Genomic DNA, 20,225 nt, shown 5'->3' on the forward strand with positions numbered 1-20,225 from the left:
GGGCGGGGTCTACTGGATCGGCTCGTCGCCGAGCACGGTGGTGCGCAACATCTCACGCGAAGAGCTGGGGTCGTAGGGGGCGGCTCGGTGCAGCACTCCGCGGTTGTCCCAGATGACCGTGTCGCCGATCGACCAGCTGTGGCTGTACACCTTGTCGGGCTCGGTTGCGCGCTCTAAAAGCGCGTCCAGCAGCGCGCGTCCCTCATCGAGGTCCATGCCGACGACGTAATCCGCGGAGGCGCCCAACACCAGCGACTTGCGGCCGCTGCGGTGCGTCCACACCAGCGGATGCTCGTGGGTGCGCCGAGATCGCCAGCGCTGCACCTGTTCCGGCGACGGGTCGGTGTAGACGCGGCGCTGCGAGGCCTCCAGCGAGTGCACCACCCGCAGGGCGCCGAACCGCTCCTTCTCCTCGTCTGCCAGCGCGTCGTAGGCAGCGTATGAGCTGGCGAATTCGGTTTCCCCACCCCATTCGGCGACCTGCACCGCCGACAACACGGTGGCCTTCTGGGGGCATTCGTCGCCCAGCGGTGTGCAGCCGTCGATGTGCCAGCCGAAGGTGGCCTTCAGGTAGGCGGCCGAGGCGTTCTTGGACTTGTCCAGCGTGATCGGGTAGATGCCGGCCACCGGATGGTGGCCGTCGGAGGAATGATCGACCTCGCCCAGCCGACGACAGAAGCCGACCTGGGCCTCCGGCTCGAGTCGCAGGCCGCGAAAGACCAGAACCCCGTTGTCTTCCAACGCATCCAGCACCGCTTCACCGACCGAGTCGTCGCTTGCCAGTGCGCCCGGCTCCAGGCCCGCGACCTCAGCGCCGACGGACTCCGTGAGTTTGGTGACGGTGAGCAGACTCATGGTCGCTCCTTTCGGAAAAAGTGACGTAGGGTGCGCCGGCGCTGGGTGTAGCGGCTAAGGCACCGGGCCGCCGGTGCGGATCATGACGGCGTCGGCGGCGTCGACCGGGGTGGGTTGGTGCATGATCTCCACCGCCATGGCGACCATGATCAGCGAATAGATCATGTGCAGCAGGTTCAGGGCGTCGTCGGGCACATTGTCGAGGGGATACTTGTCGCAGTATTCGATCGCGTCTTCGAGGCGCGGGAAGAACGCGTCGTAGAAGTCGCGCAGCTGTGGCATCGACGCTTTCACTCGGGCGTTCCAGCGCTCGGTTTCTGTTGCCAGGCACCAGGTTTGGGCGTATTCCTCCAGCTCGGCGAATGCACTGGGCAGCATAGCAGGCATCGTCACACCCCCACCGCATCCCGCTCGCGGCGATAGGCTTCGACCCAGTCGACGGCCACCTTGTGCAGATGGCGGACCAGGATCTCCTGGTCGTTGAGGGGGAACTCGTCGACGATGCCGTATTCCAGCGCCGCTTGCGTCCCGCCGAGCATCCCGGCGTCTTGCAGCGCAAACTCTTTCAGCACCACCGAGGCGACTTCGTGCTCGATCCGCTCCCGCACGCTGCGCGCCGGATGGAAGTAGGTGTACGCCTCGAACCGGTGCGTGTTGTGCGAGGTGGGCCAGTACCGGTACAGCAGATACCACCCGCCGTAGATGAGGATCTCGGTGTTCGGGAAGATCTGGAAATTGCTGATGCCCCAGGGCTCGATCCCCCCGGGATTGAGTCCGCGCGGCAGGTCACCGATGTCGGGGGTCCGCCACGGTCCCACCAGCCCGCTGCGGGTGGCCCGCTCGATCGGGTACATGTATTCCGGTGGCAGTAGCCACCGGCGCCGTCCGGCCGTGGAGACCAGCCGGTGCGGGCCGTCGAGTTGGAAGTGCCCGCAAGTGAATCCGGCGTTGGGTTCGCGCACCTCGGCGGGCACCTGCTGGGAGTGCAGCGAGGGCACGTGGTAGTACTCCTGGAAGGCGTCGGCGAAGATCTTCCAGTTGCTGTTGTTATGGGCCACCCACTCGTAGCGTTCGGTCAGCTTGCCGAACGGATAGTCGTCGAGGCCGGTGATCATCGGACCGAGGAACTCACGCAGGCCCTGGCGGGGTTCGGGGTCGAGGTTGATGAAGACGAAGCCGTTCCACACCTCGCAGTGCACCGGACGCAACCCGTACTGCGAGAGATCGAGGTCGAAGAACTCCGACTCCTGCTGGACGAATTTCAGCGCGCCCTGCAGGTCGTAGCGCCAGCCGTGGTATTTGCAGGTGAACTGCCGACACGTCCCGCGGGTCTCCTCGCCGGGAAAGTCGTTCCACACCAGCTTGTTTCCGCGGTGGCGGCACACGTTGTAGAACGCGCGGATCTGCTCGTCCTTTCCCTTGACCAGGATCACCGATACGCCGGCGACCTCGATCTCTTTGGTGAGGTAGCTGCCCACGCGCGGCAACTCCTCCACGCGTGCAATGTTCAGCCAGGCCCGTTTGAAGATCGCCTCGCGCTCGAGTTCGTAGAACTCCCGCGACGTCGAGTCCCTGAAAGACACGGGGCCGTTACCCAATTCGGGGTAGTGCTCGGTCCAGGAGCCCTCCGGGGGCCTGCCTGCTCTGGTCATCGCATCCTCGCTCTCACATCACCGCTCCACCGTTGACGCCCAAGACCTGGCCGGTGATGTACCTTGCTTCGTCTGAACATAAAAACCCCACGGCCGCGGCGATGTCGGCGCCGGTGCCGAGGTAGCCCAACGGGATATTGCTGGCGATCTGCTCGTTGGACGGCAGATACCCAGCGGCCTGGCCCTGGTGCTGCATCGGGGTCTCGATGCCCGAGGGCGGAATGTTGTTGACCGTGATCCCGTGCGGCGCGTACTCGCGGGCCAGCGACTTGGTCAAGGTGATGACCCCACCTTTGGACGCGGCGTAGTGGGCGGCGAACGGCGAGCCGCGCTGGGCGCTCGAGGACGAGATCATCACGATCCTGCCCCAATTCGCCTCCACCATGTCCGGCAGCGCGACCTGACAGCAGTGAAAGGTGCCGGTCAGGTTGACGTCGATGATCCGCGACCAGGTGTCGGCGCTGATCTCCAAGAAGGGCGAGTAGTCGAACATGCCGGCGCTGGTCACCAGGACCGTCACCGGGCCCAACTCGCTGCGCACCTTCGCGAAGGCCTGCTCCACCGCGGACCGATCGGTGACATCGGCGCCCACCCCGAGCGCGGTCACCCCGTCAGCGCGCAGGTCGTCGGTAACGCGTTGCGCGGCATGCTCGTTGACGTCGAGGACCGCGACCTTGAGTCCGCGCCGGCCCAATTCATGGCACGTCGCCTCGCCCATACCCGAGGCGCCACCGGTCACCACCGCCACCCTGCTCATCGACTCCGCTCCACCATCGACCGCCTTTTCGCTCACTCGTAGACCACCCGCACCGTGGGGCTCGTGGGCAGGGCCTGACACGTCAACACCCAGCCCTCCTCCACCTCATCCGGATCGAGCGCGTCGTTGTTGATCATCCGGGCACTGCCCTGCGTCAGGCGCGCCATACACGTTCCGCACGAACCGATCTCACACGAGGACGGCGCGCGCAGCCCGGCCATCCGGGCCGTCTGCAACAGCGTGTTGCCCGAGTAGTACGGCGCCGTGGTGGTTGCCCCATCCAGCACGACGGTGACCTCGTCGGTGACCACTGCGGTGTCGGGTGGGGCCGCCGCGGCGATGTCGTTCACGTCGAAATGCTCCACGTGGAGACGGTCGGCCGGCAGGCCGGCCGCGGACAGGGCGCTTCGCACGATCTCCATAAATTCGTTCGGCCCGCAGATGTACACGTCGGCGTCTCCGGTGTCACCGACGAATGCCTCGATGTCGGCTTGCGTGACGAAACCGCTGTCGACGTCGAGGTGGTGATGCAGCACGAAGCGATCGGCGTGCCGCGTCCTGAGCGAGGCCAACGCCTCGTCGAAGATCACCGCGTCACGGCTTCGGTTGGCATAGAACAGCCGCGTGGCGCGCTGTCCGGACATCAGCGCCGTACGCAGCAGCGAAAACACCGGCGTGATACCGCTTCCGCCGGCGAACGCGATCAGCTCTCGATCGCTGTCGTGCAGCACGAAGCGGCCCTGCGGCGGCAAGGCGGGCAGCTCATCGCCGGGCGAAGCCTCGTCGTTGAGCCAGTTCGACACCACCCCGTCACGGTCGCGTTTGACGGTGATCTGCAGATCCTCGCCCAAAACGGGTGACGACGACATCGAGTAGCACCGTCGATACTCGTGGCCGTCGACGCTGACCAGCAGCGTCAGGAACTGTCCGGCTTGGTAACCGAACTGCTCCGCGCTGCCCGGCGGGACCTCGAAAACGATCGAGACGGCGTCGCGGGTTTCCGGGATCACCCGCTTGACCCGCAGCGGCACAAAGCCATCCGGCAACGCAGCGACGTCGACACCGGCTGCGTCAATATTGGTCGCAGCCGGCGGATCGGCGTGTGCGCCCGCGCGAGATTCGAGCATCTTGATCAGAATATCAACTACTTGCGATTATTCTCAAGTACTAGATGCTCAGGTGGTACCCTTCGGGCCCGTCAGATGGGGTAACCGCGAAGCAGGCGTGTCAGGTGTCGACGTGGTCGTTGAACAGCTCATGGCCAGTGCCCTTTTCGACGACGCGGCCCAGCAATTCGCGCAGGGTCCGCTGCTCTTGCTCGGTCAACACACCGAACACCTCCTGGTGCGCGGCGATCGCGTCACTGACCACCGTTTCGGCAACCTTGCGGCCCTCACCGGTCAGGTAGGCCCGCAGGATGCGTCCGTGCTGGGGGTCTTGCTTTCTTTCCACCAAGCCGCGACGTTCCAGGGCGGTGAGGGCGAGTTGGACGCCTTGCGGGCTGATCAGCAGGCGCCGCGCCAATTCGGCGCCGGACAAGCCTGATTCGTTGGTCAATTGGCGCAACACACCGATCTGAGCCGTGCTCACGCCATGTTCCCGCATCGCCTCGTTGATGGTGGTCAGCGAGTAATAGAAAGCCTGCTTGAGCAACCAGAGAATGTTGTCGGTGAGTTCCATGCCTGCCTCCGTGCCCAATTCCCATTGCGGGTCGCTCATGTGGCGGCTAATGCGCCATCATTCGACGTTATCGCACGGGACGGCGGTCAAGTTGCGGTTGTAGACGATCGTGATTCGCAACGGGCTGCGGGGCTTTTGTAAATCTGCCCGTTCTTCATGACAAAGCGGACGTCGAGCGTGGCGGCGATGTCGTCGAAAGGGTCTCCGGGCACGGCGATGATGTCGGCCAGATAGCCCGGTGCCAGCCTGCCCAACTCGTCGTCCGCCTCGATCAGCTCGGCGGCCACCACGGTGGCCGCGCGGATCGCTTGCGCGGGGGTCATGCCGCGTTCCACCAGCGCCCCGAGTTCCTTGGCGTTTTGCCCGTGCGGGATGGCCGGCGCATCGGTGCCGCACGCGATGCGCACGCCGGCGTCGATTGCCTTGGGCAGCATCGACTTTGCGCGCGGGAACACCTCGAGCGCCTTCTTGCGCAGCTCCGGTGCGATGCGGTCGATGGCCATGGCGTCGGTCAGATACGTCGTCGAGACCAGGAACGTGCCGTGGTCGACCATCATCTGGATGGTCTCGTCGCTGGCCAGAAAGCCGTGTTCGATGCAGTCGATCCCGGCGCGAATGCACGCCTGGATGGCGCTGTCCCCGACGGCGTGGGCGGCCACCCGGACCCCGGCCCGGTGGGCCTCGTCGGCGATCGCGGCGAACTCGGCGTCGGAATATTGCTGCGCTCCCGGCGCGGTGCTGTGTGACATCACCCCGCCCGAGGCGGATACCTTGATCAGCTTGGCGCCGTGCCGAATCTGATAGCGCACGCAGGCGATCACGTCGGGCACCCCGTTGGCGATGCCTTCGGCCACCGACAGCGGCATGATCCCGGGAGCCAACCGCTGGAACACCGTTGGGTCCAAATGCCCGCCGTACGGTGTGACGGCGTGGCCGGCGGGATAGATGCGCGGCCCGATGTGCCAGCCCTGGTCGATGGCGCGCTGCAGCGCCACGTCGAGCAGATATCCCCCGGTCTTGACCATCAAGCCGAGATTGCGCACCGTGGTGAACCCGGCCTCCAGGGTGGTGCGCGCGTTAACCGCGCCACGCAGCGTGCGATACGCGGGGTCGTCCTGCACGCCATGCATGGGCGCCGGCAGCCCCTGCGGGCCGCCCGGTCCGCCGATGAGCAGGTTGAGTTCCATGTCCATCAGGCCGGGGAGCAGCGTCACGTCCCCCAGATCGATGACGGTCGCCGAATCCGGAAGCGGCTCTTGAGGATTGATCGCGGCAATCCGTTCGCCGTCGATCACCACCTCGGCCGGGGTATGGATCTGGCCTGTCACGACGTCGGCCCATCGCGCCGCGCGCAGCACGGAGGTCACGGGACGGGCTCGGACACGCAGTCCAGGGTCGACGCGCCCGAATCGGGGACGCGCGGCTGTTTCCAGCATTCGACCGGGAACGACACCATGATCATCGAATAAAGAAGGTGCATCAGGTTCGCGACGTCGTCGGGCAGGTCGTCGAGAGAGAACTTGTCGCAGAACGCCAGCGCCTCTTCGGCCCGCGCGGTGATCGCGTCGTAAAAGGCCTTCATCTCCGTCATGGAGCTGGCCAGCCTCTTGGCGTAGCGTTGCGGCTCGCTGGGCAGACACCAGTCGGAGAACCGCTCCAGGTCGGCGAACTCGGGGGGCAGCATCGGCATCGTGTTCACACTCCTGCCGAGGCAGTCCGGCGATAGTCGTCGATCCAGGCCGCCGTCTCCTTGTGCAGGTGACGAATCAGGACCTCCTGGTCGCAGAGCAAGAACTCGTCGATCACCTGGGATTCGACCATCGTCTGCGTCGCCTCCAGCGTGTTGGCGTCCTGCAACCCGTATTCCTTGAAAGACACCGCCGCCAATTCCTGGGCCACCCGCTCGCGCGGGGTGCGCGGCGCCGGGAAGTACAGCGTGCCTTCGAAAAGGTGGCTGTTGTAGGACGTCGGCCAGTAGTGGTAGGTCAAATACCAGCCCTGGCCCCAGAACAGGATCACGAAGTTGGGGAACAGCTGGAACGAGTCCAGGCCCCACGGATCGCATTTCGCGGGGTTGAGCCCGGCGGGCATCGGCCCCAGCTCGGGCTTGTCCCAGGGGCCGAACAGCCCGCTCTGGCAGATGTCTTCCATCGGCTTGCGCATGTCGTCGGCCATTTCCCAGGCCCGCACCCCCGAGGTGCTGACCAGCCGGTGGGGCCCGTCGAGCCGGTAGTGCGGGGCTTCAAACCCCGCCTCGGCGGCCGCCTTTGAATACGCGGTCGGCGACTGGTTCGCGTGTAACACGGGGGCGTGATAGAACTCCTGGAACGCGTCCATGTAGAGCTTCCAGTTCGCCTTGACTTCCGAGCGGTAGTACCAGCGGGACGTCATCTTGTCGAAGGGGTAGCCCTCCAGCCCGGTGATCATGGGCCCCAGGAACTCTCGCAACGGCTGCTCGGGCTTTTTGGCGAAGTTGACGAAGATGAAGCCTTCCCACACGTCGCAGTGCACCGGCACCAAGCCGTAGCGACTCTTGTCGAGGTTGAAGAACTCCTCCTCCTGCTGCACGAACGTCAGGTTGCCGTCCAGGTCATAGCGCCAGGCGTGGTATTTACAGGTGAACTGCCGGCACACGCCGCGTGTTTCTTCCTGCGGCATGTCGTTCCACACCAGCTTGTTGCCGCGGTGGCGGCACACGTTGTGGTAGGCCTTGATATCGCCGGATCCGTTGCACACCAGAATGATTGACGTATTGACGACCTTCAGTTCTCGGGTGAGGTAACTGCCCTTGCGCGGAAGCTGTTCAACGCGGCCGACATTGAGCCAGGCCCGCTTGAAGATAGCCTCGCGCTCCAGCTCATAGATCTCGGGGCTGACCGAGTCCTCGTATGACACCGGGCCGGTGCCCAATTCGGGGTAATGCTGCGTCCAGCTGCCCTCCGGCGGCTTGGGGAATCGAGCCATGATCGCTCCTTACCTTTTCGGCCTGGCGCGGAATCTCCCGGGGGTCTCGAACCCACTTGTCCGATGTCGGCGCAAACAGCCACCTAGCCATCGGTTTCAGGTTCCAATAGGACTCCCTAGGACCAGACGGTATATGCTCGCTCCGGCAATCGCAAGTAGTTGATATTGATGATTGGGAGGCGCTGATGGGTCAATCCTCTTGGGTGCCGATTGCCCGAAACCGTGCGGTGCACTCGCCGGCAGGAGCCTTCCGCGTCATCTCGCCGCACACCGAGAAACCCATCGCCGAAGTCCAGGCGGCCGGACCCACCGACGTCGACGGCGCGCTCGCCGCCGCCCGAGGTGCCTTGACCTCGGCACCCTGGGGCAGCAGCGAGCCGTCAGAACGGATCGCCGCCGTCCGGCGGCTGGCCGACATCTACGACCGGCGCCGCCCCGAGATGGCCAACATCATCAGCGCCGAGATCGGGGCACCGATCAGCTTCGCCAAGCGCGCCCAGGTTGGCCTGCCCGCTTGCATGATTCGCGCGTTCTGCGATCTGGCCGAGCGCCATCCGTGGCAGGAAAGCAGGCCCGGGTTCTTCGGCAGCGACGTGCTGGTCCGCAAAGAGCCCGTCGGCGTCGTCGCGGCGATCGTGCCGTGGAACATGCCCCAGTTCCTCATCGTCGCCAAGCTGGTGCCCGCGCTGTTGGCCGGCTGCACCGTCGTGCTTAAGCCCGCACCCGAAAGTCCTTTGGATGCCCTGCTTTTGAGCGAGATGATCGACGAGGCGGGCCTGCCCCCCGGTGTGGTCAGCGTGCTGCCCGGCGATGCCGCGCTCGGCGCCTACCTGGTCGCCCACCCCGGAGTGGACAAGGTGTCCTTCACCGGCTCGACCGCGGCGGGCCGCGCCGTCGCCGCAGCCTGCGCGGCGAACCTCACCAAGGTCAGCCTCGAACTCGGCGGCAAATCTGCCGCTATCATCCTCGACGACGCGGAGCCAGATAAGGTCGCCGCCGGAGTGCGATCGGCTAGCCTGTCCAACAGCGGGCAGATCTGCAACGCGTTAACCCGCATACTGGTGCCCGACCACCGCCATTACGCATACCTCGACGCGCTGGCCACCGAAATGCACGGGCTGCGCGTCGGCGACCCCAGCGATCCAGCCACCCAGATCGGGCCTCTTGTGTCCCGCCGCCAACAACAGCGCGTCCGCGACTACATCCAGCTTGGCCAGCGCGAAGGCGCGCAACTGGTTGTCGGCGGCACCAATATGCCCGACGGACTCGAGAGCGGCTGGTACGTCCAACCCACCCTGTTCGCTGTCGCCGACAACGCCATGCGCATCGCCCGCGAAGAGATCTTCGGGCCCGTCATCACCGTCATCGCCTACCGTGACGAAGACGAGGCCGTAGCGATCGCCAACGACTCCGACTACGGCCTAGCCGGCTCGGTCTGGGGCACTGACACCGACCGCGCCCTCGCCATCGCAGCGCGGATCCACACCGGCACCGTCGGCATCAACCAGGGCTACACCATGGACCCCTTCGCGCCCTTCGGCGGCGTCAAAGCCAGCGGCTACGGCCGAGAACTCGGGCCCGAAGGCCTTGAGAGCTACCTCGACACCAAGTCCATAGCCATCGCATCTGGAGCCTGACACCCTGGCGCCGTTGACATTTGACGGCCACACCGGTGATCGATGTGGCCTCGAGACTGACCCAAATTACAGCCGACGCCTCGTCGGCGATGCGCAGGTTCGCCCCCGATGACGGCGGCTGTTGACGATGAAATCGGAGTCGATACAGTGATGGCAATATCAACCACTTGATAAGTGTGGCAGAACCACCAATGGTCGCAGTACCCCTCCCACCCGGTCCCGACGGCCGTTAAGCAAGGGTACGCACTAAACGCAGCTTCAGAGAGGCCGCGCCGCATCCGCAACCGAGGCGGTCACCATGAGTAGATGTTTTGCGTCCGACACAACCACCGCCCTAGGGACGCATTGACCATCGCGCGGTCGGTGTCACGAGGACCCGTTGGGACGTGTTGCGTGGGTTGTCCTCGGGTACCCGCATAGGAAGCTATCCAGGCTCGCCTATAAACCGCAAACGATGCTAGGCGTGCTTGGTGGCCAAGTACTTGACCGGCAACATCGAACACCGCGCGGCATCACATTCGCCAGGCCTCGTATGAGTGCCATCCCAGCCACTCGCTACCGACGCGCCCAGATCCTCAGTGAGATTGCCGCATCAGTCGACCATAACGACATGCAGGTTGGAGTCGAGCTGAGGTTCCGCTAACGAAACAGCCCTAAGCTTTAGCTTGAGAACGCTTTTCGTAGAACCTCGCACTGGCGGTCGAGGAATTCACGTGACACTCCGGCAGTTGGTGCGACGATGTCGAATCCGTGGAAAGCGCCGGTGACGATGTCAAGGTCGCAAGCGACACCCGCGTCCTTGAGGCGACGGGCATACTCGACGTTCTCGTCATGCAGCGGATCGAGGGTGCCGACGCCGATCCACGCGGGCGGTAGACCACCGAGATCGTCGTGCCGAGAGGGCACGGCGACTTGCGGATCGGCGCCGCGTAGATAAGCGGTCCATCCCAACCGATTGCTGTTGGGGCTCCAGAGCCGATAACGCTGATCTCTGATGCCGGGGCGATCGCTGGAGCGATCATCCACCATCGGATAGACCAGGAGCTGAAATAGCGGGACCAATTCGGCGCGGTCGCGAGCCAACAGCGCAAGCGCCGCCGCCAAGCCGCCGCCGGCGCTTGCGCCGCCGATGGCGACCCGCGCGGGATCGATGCCGGGCAAGCGGGTCAGCCACGCAAACGCTTCATAGCAGTCCTCCAGGGCCGCCGGGTAAGGGTGTTTAGGCGCGAGGCGGTAATCGACGGCGACCACGGGGACGCCTAGCCGGTGGGCGAAGCGGCGGCACAGCCGGTCGTCCTGCGCTGCCGATCCGATGACGTATCCGCCACCGTGAATCCAGAGCAGCGCGGCGCCCGCGTTGTCAGTGTGCCGAGGCCGGTGCAGCCGCACATTGACTCCGCTGGGCAGAGCCGTTACTTCGACATTCTTCGAGAAACGCAGTACCTGTAATCGCGTCAGCGCGCGAAGAACTGGCAGAGTGCGGCGAGTGTAGGGGCCCCCTGGCAGCACGCGCGCAATCACCCGCAAGTCGGGGTGAAACTCCTGGCTGTTGGGCATCAGACGGGGAAGGTGACGCCGGTGAGTTCCTCAGCTACGGTCCACAGTCGCTTCTGGACTGCCTCGTCGCGGGCTTTGGCACTGGCTGTCACCAGCTTCGGGTAGCCCTTGAGTTCGAATAGTCCGCGTGGACCCCAGTACTGGCCGCCGCGCACCTGCGGATCAGTGGCCGCCAGTAACTGGGGCAGTGCCCCCTTCGCCGGATCCTGTCCCACAACTGGACCGAACAGCCTCATCAACGGTACGACCGGTTTCCACACATAACGGATCAGCTCGGAGTCGGTATACCCAGGATGGGCGGCAACCGCGATGGTGGGCACATCCTCGGCTGCCAACCGCCGCTGCAGTTCATAGCAGAACATCAGGTTGGCCAGCTTCGACTGAGCATAGGCGGCCCCGCGGTTGTAGCGGCGCTCCCACTGCAGATCATCGAAATGTATTGCACCGCCGAGCTTGTGGGCGTTGCTGCTGACGACGACGATCCGTGAACCATCGACGGAAATGAGATTATTCAGCAGAAGCCCGGTGAGCGCGAAATGACCGAGATAGTTCGTGCCGAACTGCAATTCGAAGCCGTCTGGTGTCACCTGCTTCGGCGGAATCATCACTCCGGCGTTATTAATCAGTAGGTCGATGCGCGGATATGCGGCGGACAAGTCTTCAGCCGCGGCGCGCACACATCGCAAGGATCCGAGGTCGAGCTGCTGAATAGAAACGTCGGCGCGAGGCGCTGTGTTCAGGATCCGGTCCTGTGCAGCCTTCCCCTTCTCTGGGTCGCGAACTGCGAGCACCACAGAGGCTCCGCGCTCCGCTAGTACCCGAGCGGTGTCGAAGCCGAGGCCGGTGTTTGCGCCCGTGACGATCGCCACCCGACCTGTCTGGTCGGGCACATCCGCCTCGGTCCACTTGCTTACTGACATGGGAAATAATCGCTCTCTGCCGAGCGGCAATATCCTCGTCTCTAATGCTTACTCAATGGGAGAAGCGGCTCACACCGCCATGTCATCAGATTCGACGGTGCCCTACTGCGACGTCAACGATGTGGCAGGAAGTTGAAAGGCCAGCTCTGACGCTGTCCGGGACTTCCTTCGCACGCAAGCCATTTGAACAGGTGGTTTGCCGACTAGTTGAGCCAGAAATTTCTCATAGCGATAAGACAATTTTGCAGAGAGCTCGAGAAGCGCTCACTCTGAGGGGTGAAGGCGGGGATGATCGGTCGCGCCACAGCAAGCCGTGAGCGGATCTACACCGTCGCCGTCTACCAGCGGTTAATGGCGGCCTGACGACGAAAGGTCTGACTTACGTTGCAGCCGGCTCCATCTGAGCCTCCTGGTTCATGCCAAGTGTGAGCCGAATCGGATACCGACCGTTCAAGCCTTGAGGAATCGCGTTCATCGTGTTATTAAGATTATCGCAAGTACTTGATACCGTGATGTGATGACGAGTGACGGTCAGAGTGAGGCCGCTTGACGGGTACCGACACGACTAGGAATGCTCCTGCCACCGTCGAGACGGTTGCGACCGCGCCCCAATCAGGAGTAGGTAATATATTGATAGGCAACAACTCTCAGCTCGCCACGATTCGATACGATCGGCTTTCCCGCGCTAAGCCCACCCACCTGACATCATCTTCACCGTCATGATCAGCGTGATAAGGGTTGTCGAAGGACCTCCGACTCTTCCGCCGGACAGCACAGTCACTGTTGGCCGATCCAGGTTGACAATCCCAGTCGGAACCGGGCACGTCGTGCCGGCGAACTGGTACTTCCCGAGTGAACCACAATCGCCGACTCGGCTGCTCTACCTGCAACACGGTTTCCTCGCCAGCGCCCCGCTCTACAGCTACACGGCGGCAGTGCTTGCCCAGCAGACCAACAGCATCGTTGTCACCCCGTCGCTGACGTCCAACCTCTTCGCCAGTGACGCCACCTGGCTGGGCGAGATGGCGTTGCAACGCGCGGTGGCCGACCTGTTCACAGGTGAGCGGGCGTCACTTACCGCCAGCGCGACCTTGGCGGCGGGAAGCTCGGTTACGCTGCCGCGACGCTTCGTCCTCGCGGGGCATTCCATGGGCGGTGGACTCGTTGCAGGCGCCGCCGGCTTCTGTGTCGACAACGGAGCGGTCTCAGATCTGGCCGGCGTGATGCTGTTCGACGCGGTCTCGCTTAATAACGCACTGCCGACAGCTATGAAAAAACTCACCGGCCGGTGCAACCGACCGGTGCTGCTGATTACCGAACCCCTGCACTTCTGGAACCAGCTCGGCGACGTCAGTAGGTATCTAGTGCAGGCGCGACCCAACCAGTTCGTGGGAATCTCACTAGTTGGAGGGTCGCACATCGATGCCATGCAAAGCGGAAACGTCCTGATTCAGAAGGCGGCTCAACTGTTCACTGGCTTCTCGCTTCCACAGAACGTCGAGGCGATTCAGACCATTTCCGCCGGATGGATCAACGACATGTTCGCAGGGACCCGCGACGGCGTCTACGGTGCGCCTGGGCAGCCGATTCAGATTCCCACCAGTGCTGGGACTGCTACCGCCTTCGTACTTCCGGCGCCACCCAATCGAACAACGCCGATAGGCATCCTGCTGCAAACAATCCTCGACGCCGCACCCCGTGCGTTCTTCAGCTACGCGCCTCGCTTGCGCGCCTCTCGCCGGGACGCCGCGGTGTCTCGTGCGACCAAGCGCGACTACGGCGATAAGAGGGCCTCCTAGGGCAATTCGGACCTGACGTCAGTCATGGTCGCACCTCGGACTGCAACGCCGAACTTCATTGGCCCGCTCAGCCGATGTCTTCGGTCGCTACCATCCGTACATGGGGACCCAAGGATTGCTCAGGGACTACGGAAACTTGCCGGATCTGGGATACAAAGTGCGGGCCGCAATCGAAGAAGACTTAGCTCAGATGGGGCTTGACGCACCGGCTGTGCGACGACGGAATGCCGAACACGCGATGCTCCGCACTAGGCGTGAAGCCGACTTTCTGGTCGTTGAGAACAAGAGCGAAAGCGTCACGGCTGAGCAGTTCCGATTCAGCATCGAAGGGGTGTGGCCCGCCACCTACGGCGACCTCGGCGACGGAGGTAGCGAGCCGGTCTTCCTGGGATACGAGGAAGAACCCATTGACTTGCTGCCGCTCTCTGAAATGCTTTGGGGAATGACTGTTTTCATGCAGAGTCCCCCACAGCTCAGGGTGACGATGCGGTGGGTGGAGGGCGAGGCCCCACGCGAGACGAGTCAAGTCGTCGCGTTATGACCGACCGTCGACCAGAGCTATCGGGCGCTGGTGGGGGCCAGCCCTGACGACCTTCGCAAGTCTGGTCGGTGCGCAGCGGCGCTGTGGAGGCGCTGCCGCCACGGCCCGGCCGAGGGTGGGACATCAGCCGATAACTGCATTTCGCATGCGGCGGCGGAAATCACTCGGCGATTGCTGTTTCGGGAGCGCCAGCTCGCACCGCACGTATGTGTCGAAGTAAGTCGCGCAGCCCGTCGCCTGACTTGGCTCACGAGTTGTGGTCTCGGTCAGATCACCGAGCCGACGTCGTGGCGCACGATGCGCTCGAGTGCCCGCTCGACCACGGCGGCGATGGTCATTGATGGGTTGCATGCCGCGGTGGTCCCCGGGATCAGCGCGCCGTCGAGCACGTAGAGGCCTCGGTGCCCCCGCAACCGGCCATCGAGGTCGCAAACGGTGCTCATCGGGGCTCCTCCGAGGGGGTGCCAGGTGCTGTTTTTGTGCCGATTGGTGTCGGTGAGGATGCCGGCCCGGCCGGCGATCCGCTTGGCCCTGATGTGAATGTCGGCCCAGATGGCGGCGTCGCCCTTGCGCGGGAACGACAGCTTCACCTCGTCGGCGTCTCCGTGGTAGCTGAACCGGCCCCGCGCCCGGCTAACGCCATAGCCGACCAACATTGTTGAGCGGATGTCCAACCCCCCGAACGGCGGGAGGGAAGCTTGAATTAGCGTGTTGGCGCGATGAGGGTCGTCCCAATCCTTGCTGCAGTAGACGACAGGGCCACCCTGTACCCCGCCGAAGGCCTCGGCCAGGTCAGTCCACACGTAGATCCGGTCGCCGTTGGTGCCCCAGTTCTCACCCACGCCGTCGGGCAAGTCGGGGATGTGCCCCAGCGCTTCGGCCCGCACCAGCATCCGGCTGGTGTTGACGCTGCCGGCGGCCAGCACCAGCGCTGGGGTGGTCAATATCTTCGTCTCCCGCCGACGACCTTGCATGTCGAGCCGGTCCACCTCAACCTGCCAGCGGCCATCGGGCGTCAGTGCAATGCCGGTGACCTTGTGCAGTGTGTGGACGGAGACGCGGCGTGTGGCTCGAGCGGCGGCCAGGTAGGTCTTGTCGACCGAGTGCTTGCCAGCGCTGTCCACACCCAAGACGCAGTCGCCGTGGCTCAGCGACGGCCGCACCTCATCTCGCAGTTCGGCCAGCACGCAGCCCCAATCGATGGGCATGGGCACCTTTTCGACCGAATATCCCGCACGGCGGACCCGCGCAGCGAAGATGCGACTCACGCGGTAATTGCGGGTGTTGATCAGTTCGTCAGGCGCCGTTGCCAGCCGCAACATGCTGGCCACCCGCGGATAGTAGACCCGGTCCATTTCGTCGTAGTCGAGTGCCGAGGGCATGTGCGTCTCGAAGAGCTCCCTGGTGGGCTGCAGGCTCATGCCTTGGTACAGCAGCGACCCGCCGCCCACGCCCACGCCCGCAATCGACATCACGTTGTCACCGGAGAAGGCGCTGAGCAGCCCTGGGTAGGGGCTGCCGAGTGCGGGACGCCCGAACACTTCCGGATGGGAATCAAACCACAGCATCCTCTTGTCCAACGGGTTGCTGGCCGGGCGCGGGAACGTGTCGCGGTCCTCCGACACCTTCCACTCGACGCCCTGCTCCAGCACGGTGACCGGCACGCCCGCCTCGGCCAGGCGCAGTGCGGTGACTCCGCCGCCGAAACCCGAGCCGACGACGATCACCCGGTGGGTTTCGCGTGTCACCGGCACCCGAGCTGGCTGCTCTGCAATGGCGTGGCCGCGCACTGACCCGATCCACCCCCGCCCGGCTCGCGTGAGCCCCAGCATCCACCTGCCGAACTCAGTCATGCGCTGTCCTTTCGGTTCGCGCGGTGCCCACCGCTCAACTACCGAAACTCTTTGCTGCGGCGAGGGTTCGATGAGTCCGACTTTGTGCACGGGGCTCTACAGACCGGTTCGCGCTCTGGTCGGCATTGGTTAGGCGTTCTCGCTGCCGATGACGAGGCGGTTGACGACGTGGGGTTGTCGTGGCCATCTCACTCTCTCAACCGCTCTGGTGGTGCGGGTCGACAATACGTGCGCGATGGGCCTGAGCCGCGCCCACCGAGATCTGCGCCACCTCGTCAGGTCGTTCCAGCGCCGAGAAGTGCCCAGCCCGATGCAGGGTGATGCGGTGAATATCGGCTAGCGAGTTTTCTACCCGATCGCGCTCGGCGCCCCGTGACCAGTCGTCCTCGCTGGACGAGGGTGACCGGCGCTGACACGTCGGGATAGCGTTGCTGGCGTGCACGGTTGAATCCGTTGAGGCTGCGGTAGATCGCCCGGGCAACCATCGAGTAGCCCTTGCGGCGCTCACTTCTGAGGAGTTCGGTCAGGAAGTCCTCCGGCAGCCTGAGCCCTCGACGTCGGCAAGTAGCAACGTCGCCGCCACCCTTTGTCGCCTCACCCACGGTGCTTGTGGCTCGGGTGGTGCGGCCGCCAGCGGAGCGAGGCTCTGATGGGGTCTCTGCGAAGGTCACCATGAGTTTCTCGCTTTATGCGCTCTGCAGTTGACTGCGACGCGTTCGGAATGCTACCGACGGTCTTTGGACCGCCAGCCTGGTCGGTGCTTTCGTTGAACGGTGACCGCCGGCGCCGCGGCGCCAAACGGAACGCGATAGCGTGTGTTGCGGCGGCGGCAAGTGCGGGCAGCCCTGCGTACGTACGAGAATCAAGTAGCGCAGGCCAGGTATGTCGACTAGTGGGCCCATCATTCTTGGCGAGCCGATCGCCGAGCCACCACAGGCTCATCGGAACCGCAAAGGGATACAACAACAAGTGCTCCGCAAGCGGATCGCGGTGGTAGCTCACTGCGGCCCCGCCCTCGGTGTAGGACTCAACCAGCTTGTCCACATCGGCGACGTCGACGATCTTGTCATGTACTCCCTGTATGAGGAGCACAGGCATGCTCGGTGTCTTCTGGCCCAGCCGGGTCACCTTGAAGACATGCTGAAGTTCATCCAACGCGAACAATTCTTCGAAGCTCACGTCGACGTAGTCGGCGATGTCGACATTGCGGAAGCGCCGGATGGCCCGTCCAGTCGACATCCCCTCGATCGCCGCGAGCAGGGCCTTGCCGTCCTCTGTCGCGTGTTCGTCGACAACCTTCTTCGCCTCAGGGAACACGTGCACCAGCGACGCGATCATCAACGCTGCAAGGCCTGCCCAAGGCGACGCATTCAATCGGCGTGCAACGCTTTCCGGATCCACCACCGGGGAACCCAACACCGCGCCGACGATGTCAAGCTCAGGTGCATAAGTCGCGGCGGCCTCGGCGGCCCATCCGCTCGCCAGACCGCCCCCCGAATACCCCCATACCGCCATCGGAGCACTGGGTGAAAGGCCTGACTCCGCGTAGTTGACCGCGGCACGTAAACCGTCGAGAACGCGGAAGCCCGCCTCGTACGGCGCGCCCCACATGCCCTTAAGACCCTCGTGATCCGGGATGCTCACCGCCCACCCGCGTTTCAGGGCGGCGGTGATGAAAAGCAATTCCACCTGAACGGATGCCCCGACCAGGTCGGCACCCTGACGCAGGGCATATGACGGGAAGCACCGCGCCGCGACTGCGTCGATGGCGCACTGGTAGGACAGCACCGGGCACGTCGCCGGGTCCTTTCGGCGCGGAACCACCACGGTGGTCACCGCCGCTTCGGGGCACCCGTGGGCGTCGGTGCTGCGATACATCAGCTGTACCGCCGCCCCGTGCCGGAAACGACCGAAGAACGCCAGCTGCACCGGCCGTGAACGCAATACCGTCCCGGGTGCGACCTCATCTAGACCGGTAGGACTGGTGTAGAAGGGGTCGCACTCAGGCGTGGGGATGCTGGATCGGTTCCAGGACGACAAGATGTGATTCCTCTCGAGTTTTGTAGTACTACAGAGACACAGCTGTCAGGAATCATTGGTCACGAATGTCGCGGCCCCACAAGCTTTAAGGGCTGCTGGCGATCTCGACCATCTCGGCTGGGTCGGTGAACTTGACCCGCGGACGTCCGGAGGATTGACCACGGCGGCGTTCGGCTTGGTCGATGGCGTGCCAACCGTCGCCCGAAATCAGCTTCGGCTGACGCACTGCGAGCAGTTGCTGCAGCGAGCGCCGGTCCCCGTCGGGTCGGCGGAGCCTGCCGGAGATGAAGTCCTCCATGATGTTTGCGACCGTCTCGCGGGCGCAGTGCTTGTTGGTACCGATCGTGCCATTAGCACCACGCTTGATCCATCCGGCGACGTAGACGCCAGTGATCGACTGCCCATCTTCGGCGAGCACCCGGCCGCGGTCGTTGGGGATGATTGCGCGATGCTCATCGAACGGCAGGCCGGGCAGTGGCCGGCCCCGGAAGCCCACAGAGCGCAGCACCAATGATGCCTCGATATCCTCGGCCCGGTCGGTCGCGACAGCCTTGATTGCGCCGTCAATGTCGACGAGCTCGTTGGCGGTGATCCGCACTCCCTCAACGCGGTCGGTCCCTTGAATTTCGACCGGGGAAACGCAATAACGGAACACGACGCGCTTGTTGTGCGGATCCAGCGGACGGTGCGCGAACTCCTCGGCAAGCCTGACCTTGAGGGCGAGCGCCGGTTCCAGCGCGGGGTCTTCGATCTGGGCTCGGCTGGTCGGGTCGAGGTTCAACTCGCGCTCATCGAGCACGACATCCACCCCCGGCACGTGGTTGAAGGCGAGAAACTCCGATGATGAGTAAGCCGCCTGCAGTGGCCCACGTCGTCCCAGAAGCACGACCTCCCGAATGTTACTGCGCCGCAGGGCGTCCAGCGCATGGTCGGCGATGTCGGTGCTCCGCAATTCCTCGGTGTCGAGAAGCAGGATTCGCGCCACATCCAACGCGACATTGCCGTTTCCGACCACCACCGCCCGCTGCCCGGACAGATCGAATGTCATGTCGGCGTAATCGGGATGCCCGTTGTACCAGGCCACGAACTCGGATGCGGGATGGCTTCCGGGCAGATCCTCACCGGGTATGTCGAGCCGGCGCTCCTCGAATGCGCCCACCGCATAGATGACGGCGTGGTGGTGGCACATCAGCTCTTCATGCGTGAGGTGCTTGCCGACTTCGACGTTGAGGTGCAAACCCACAGCGTCTGTCACGAACCTCGCGCCGAACGTCAGGCCCACATCCTTGGTCGCGGAGTGATCCGGTGCCACACCGCCGCGAATGAGCCCGTACGGCGTGGGCAGCCTGTCCAGCAACTCGATCTCGACATCAGCCCGGGCCAACAGCTCGTCGGCCGCATAGCATGCGGCCGGTCCGGCGCCGACGATCGCCACCCGCAGGGTCCCCAGTTCCTTGGGTGGACGTGAGGGCCTCTCGTCCAATCGCCGAGGATCTGCGTGCAGCGGGTGCCGCTCGAAATAGGCGGCGTTGATGTCTTTGTATCGCTTCAACGGTTCAGGTAGATCGACCTCGTAGTCGATCGCGCCGGTCGGGCACACAGGCACGCATGCGCCGCAGTCGACGCAGGCTTTCGGATCGATGTGCAGCATCTCGGCCGTGCCGAAATCGGGGTCATCTGGAGAGGGGCGGATGCAATCGACCGGGCACACCGACACGCAGCTCGCATCGTTGCAGCACCTCTGCGTAATCACGAAAGCCATATTGGGACAACCGATTTCGGGCGAGCCAACACATCTGTCTGCCAACCGCATCGCCACGGCTGAATCGTCACGGCATAGCTGCCCGCACCGACCATCGTCTGCCGCCACCGACCGCCGAAGACAGCCTCGCGTGCACGCTGCGCCATCACCATCAACTCAGCCTCGTGAACACCAAGCTACATCGTCAACGAGACGCCACGAAGTTGAA

Annotated in this window: 17 protein-coding genes; 3 read left to right on the forward strand and 14 right to left on the reverse strand. The window is 64.1% G+C overall.

The window, feature by feature from the left end; translation table 11 throughout:
* Positions 1-9 precede the first annotated feature (9 nt).
* From ACZYVJ_RS07480 to ACZYVJ_RS07520, 9 genes are all read right to left on the reverse strand, one after another.
* Positions 10-855, reverse strand: coding sequence for a TauD/TfdA dioxygenase family protein (locus ACZYVJ_RS07480; protein ID WP_463830425.1), 846 nt, complete (start codon positions 853-855; stop codon positions 10-12).
* Positions 856-909: 54 nt separating this feature from the next.
* Positions 910-1,248, reverse strand: a complete 339-nt coding sequence (locus ACZYVJ_RS07485; RefSeq protein WP_463830426.1) for a hypothetical protein — start codon at positions 1,246-1,248, stop codon at positions 910-912.
* The gene (locus tag ACZYVJ_RS07490; RefSeq protein ID WP_463830427.1) at positions 1,245-2,507 is read right to left on the reverse strand and encodes an aromatic ring-hydroxylating oxygenase subunit alpha; all 1,263 of its coding nucleotides are present in this window, start codon (positions 2,505-2,507) and stop codon (positions 1,245-1,247) included. Before ACZYVJ_RS07490 ends, ACZYVJ_RS07485 begins: the two co-directional genes overlap by 4 nt.
* 13 nt (positions 2,508-2,520) lie before the next feature.
* Positions 2,521-3,264, reverse strand: a complete 744-nt coding sequence (locus ACZYVJ_RS07495; protein WP_463830428.1) for an SDR family NAD(P)-dependent oxidoreductase — start codon at positions 3,262-3,264, stop codon at positions 2,521-2,523.
* A 32-nt stretch (positions 3,265-3,296) separates the two neighbouring features.
* Positions 3,297-4,391 carry a 2Fe-2S iron-sulfur cluster-binding protein gene (locus tag ACZYVJ_RS07500; RefSeq protein ID WP_463830429.1) on the reverse strand — a complete coding sequence of 365 codons (1,095 nt, stop codon included), beginning with the start codon at positions 4,389-4,391 and terminating at the stop codon, positions 3,297-3,299.
* Between the two features lie 100 nt (positions 4,392-4,491).
* The gene (locus ACZYVJ_RS07505) at positions 4,492-4,944 is read right to left on the reverse strand and encodes a MarR family winged helix-turn-helix transcriptional regulator (protein ID WP_463832888.1); all 453 of its coding nucleotides are present in this window, start codon (positions 4,942-4,944) and stop codon (positions 4,492-4,494) included.
* Positions 4,945-5,030: 86 nt separating this feature from the next.
* Positions 5,031-6,311 (reverse strand): metal-dependent hydrolase family protein, encoded by a 1,281-nt coding sequence (locus tag ACZYVJ_RS07510; protein ID WP_463830430.1) that lies wholly within the window; start codon positions 6,309-6,311, stop codon positions 5,031-5,033.
* Entirely contained in the window at positions 6,308-6,643 is a 336-nt protein-coding gene (locus tag ACZYVJ_RS07515; RefSeq protein WP_463830431.1) for a hypothetical protein, read from the reverse strand. Before ACZYVJ_RS07515 ends, ACZYVJ_RS07510 begins: the two co-directional genes overlap by 4 nt.
* Positions 6,640-7,908, reverse strand: coding sequence for an aromatic ring-hydroxylating oxygenase subunit alpha (locus tag ACZYVJ_RS07520; RefSeq protein ID WP_463830432.1), 1,269 nt, complete (start codon positions 7,906-7,908; stop codon positions 6,640-6,642). The genes ACZYVJ_RS07515 and ACZYVJ_RS07520 overlap by 4 nt, the downstream gene beginning before the upstream one ends.
* 185 nt (positions 7,909-8,093) lie before the next feature.
* Here ACZYVJ_RS07520 and ACZYVJ_RS07525 point away from each other — a divergent pair, with 185 nt between their 5' ends.
* Entirely contained in the window at positions 8,094-9,545 is a 1,452-nt protein-coding gene (locus ACZYVJ_RS07525; protein ID WP_463830433.1) for an aldehyde dehydrogenase, read from the forward strand.
* Between the two features lie 660 nt (positions 9,546-10,205).
* On the opposite strand, the gene ACZYVJ_RS07530 is transcribed toward ACZYVJ_RS07525, so the two are convergent.
* Together ACZYVJ_RS07530 and ACZYVJ_RS07535 are read right to left on the reverse strand one after the other, a co-directional pair.
* On the reverse strand, positions 10,206-11,102 hold the full coding sequence (locus tag ACZYVJ_RS07530; protein WP_463830434.1) for an alpha/beta hydrolase: 897 nt from the start codon (positions 11,100-11,102) through the stop codon (positions 10,206-10,208).
* Positions 11,102-12,022 carry an SDR family NAD(P)-dependent oxidoreductase gene (locus ACZYVJ_RS07535; protein WP_463830435.1) on the reverse strand — a complete coding sequence of 307 codons (921 nt, stop codon included), beginning with the start codon at positions 12,020-12,022 and terminating at the stop codon, positions 11,102-11,104. Before ACZYVJ_RS07535 ends, ACZYVJ_RS07530 begins: the two co-directional genes overlap by 1 nt.
* A gap of 827 nt (positions 12,023-12,849) precedes the next feature.
* Between ACZYVJ_RS07535 and ACZYVJ_RS07540 the strand changes: the two genes are divergently transcribed.
* Together ACZYVJ_RS07540 and ACZYVJ_RS07545 are read left to right on the forward strand one after the other, a co-directional pair.
* Complete coding sequence (locus ACZYVJ_RS07540) at positions 12,850-13,821, forward strand: hypothetical protein (protein ID WP_463830436.1); 972 nt, start codon at positions 12,850-12,852, stop codon at positions 13,819-13,821.
* A gap of 100 nt (positions 13,822-13,921) precedes the next feature.
* Complete coding sequence (locus ACZYVJ_RS07545; protein WP_463830437.1) at positions 13,922-14,362, forward strand: hypothetical protein; 441 nt, start codon at positions 13,922-13,924, stop codon at positions 14,360-14,362.
* A 266-nt stretch (positions 14,363-14,628) separates the two neighbouring features.
* Here ACZYVJ_RS07545 and ACZYVJ_RS07550 read toward each other — a convergent pair whose 3' ends face one another.
* From ACZYVJ_RS07550 to ACZYVJ_RS07560, 3 genes are all read right to left on the reverse strand, one after another.
* Positions 14,629-16,215, reverse strand: coding sequence for a GMC oxidoreductase (locus tag ACZYVJ_RS07550; RefSeq protein ID WP_463830438.1), 1,587 nt, complete (start codon positions 16,213-16,215; stop codon positions 14,629-14,631).
* A 594-nt stretch (positions 16,216-16,809) separates the two neighbouring features.
* Positions 16,810-18,051 carry a lipase family protein gene (locus ACZYVJ_RS07555; RefSeq protein ID WP_463830439.1) on the reverse strand — a complete coding sequence of 414 codons (1,242 nt, stop codon included), beginning with the start codon at positions 18,049-18,051 and terminating at the stop codon, positions 16,810-16,812.
* A gap of 289 nt (positions 18,052-18,340) precedes the next feature.
* On the reverse strand, positions 18,341-20,017 hold the full coding sequence (locus tag ACZYVJ_RS07560) for an FAD-dependent oxidoreductase (protein ID WP_463832889.1): 1,677 nt from the start codon (positions 20,015-20,017) through the stop codon (positions 18,341-18,343).
* Between the last annotated feature and the right edge of the window lie 208 nt (positions 20,018-20,225).

The organism is Mycobacterium sp. IDUB_3 (genome assembly GCF_055419585.1).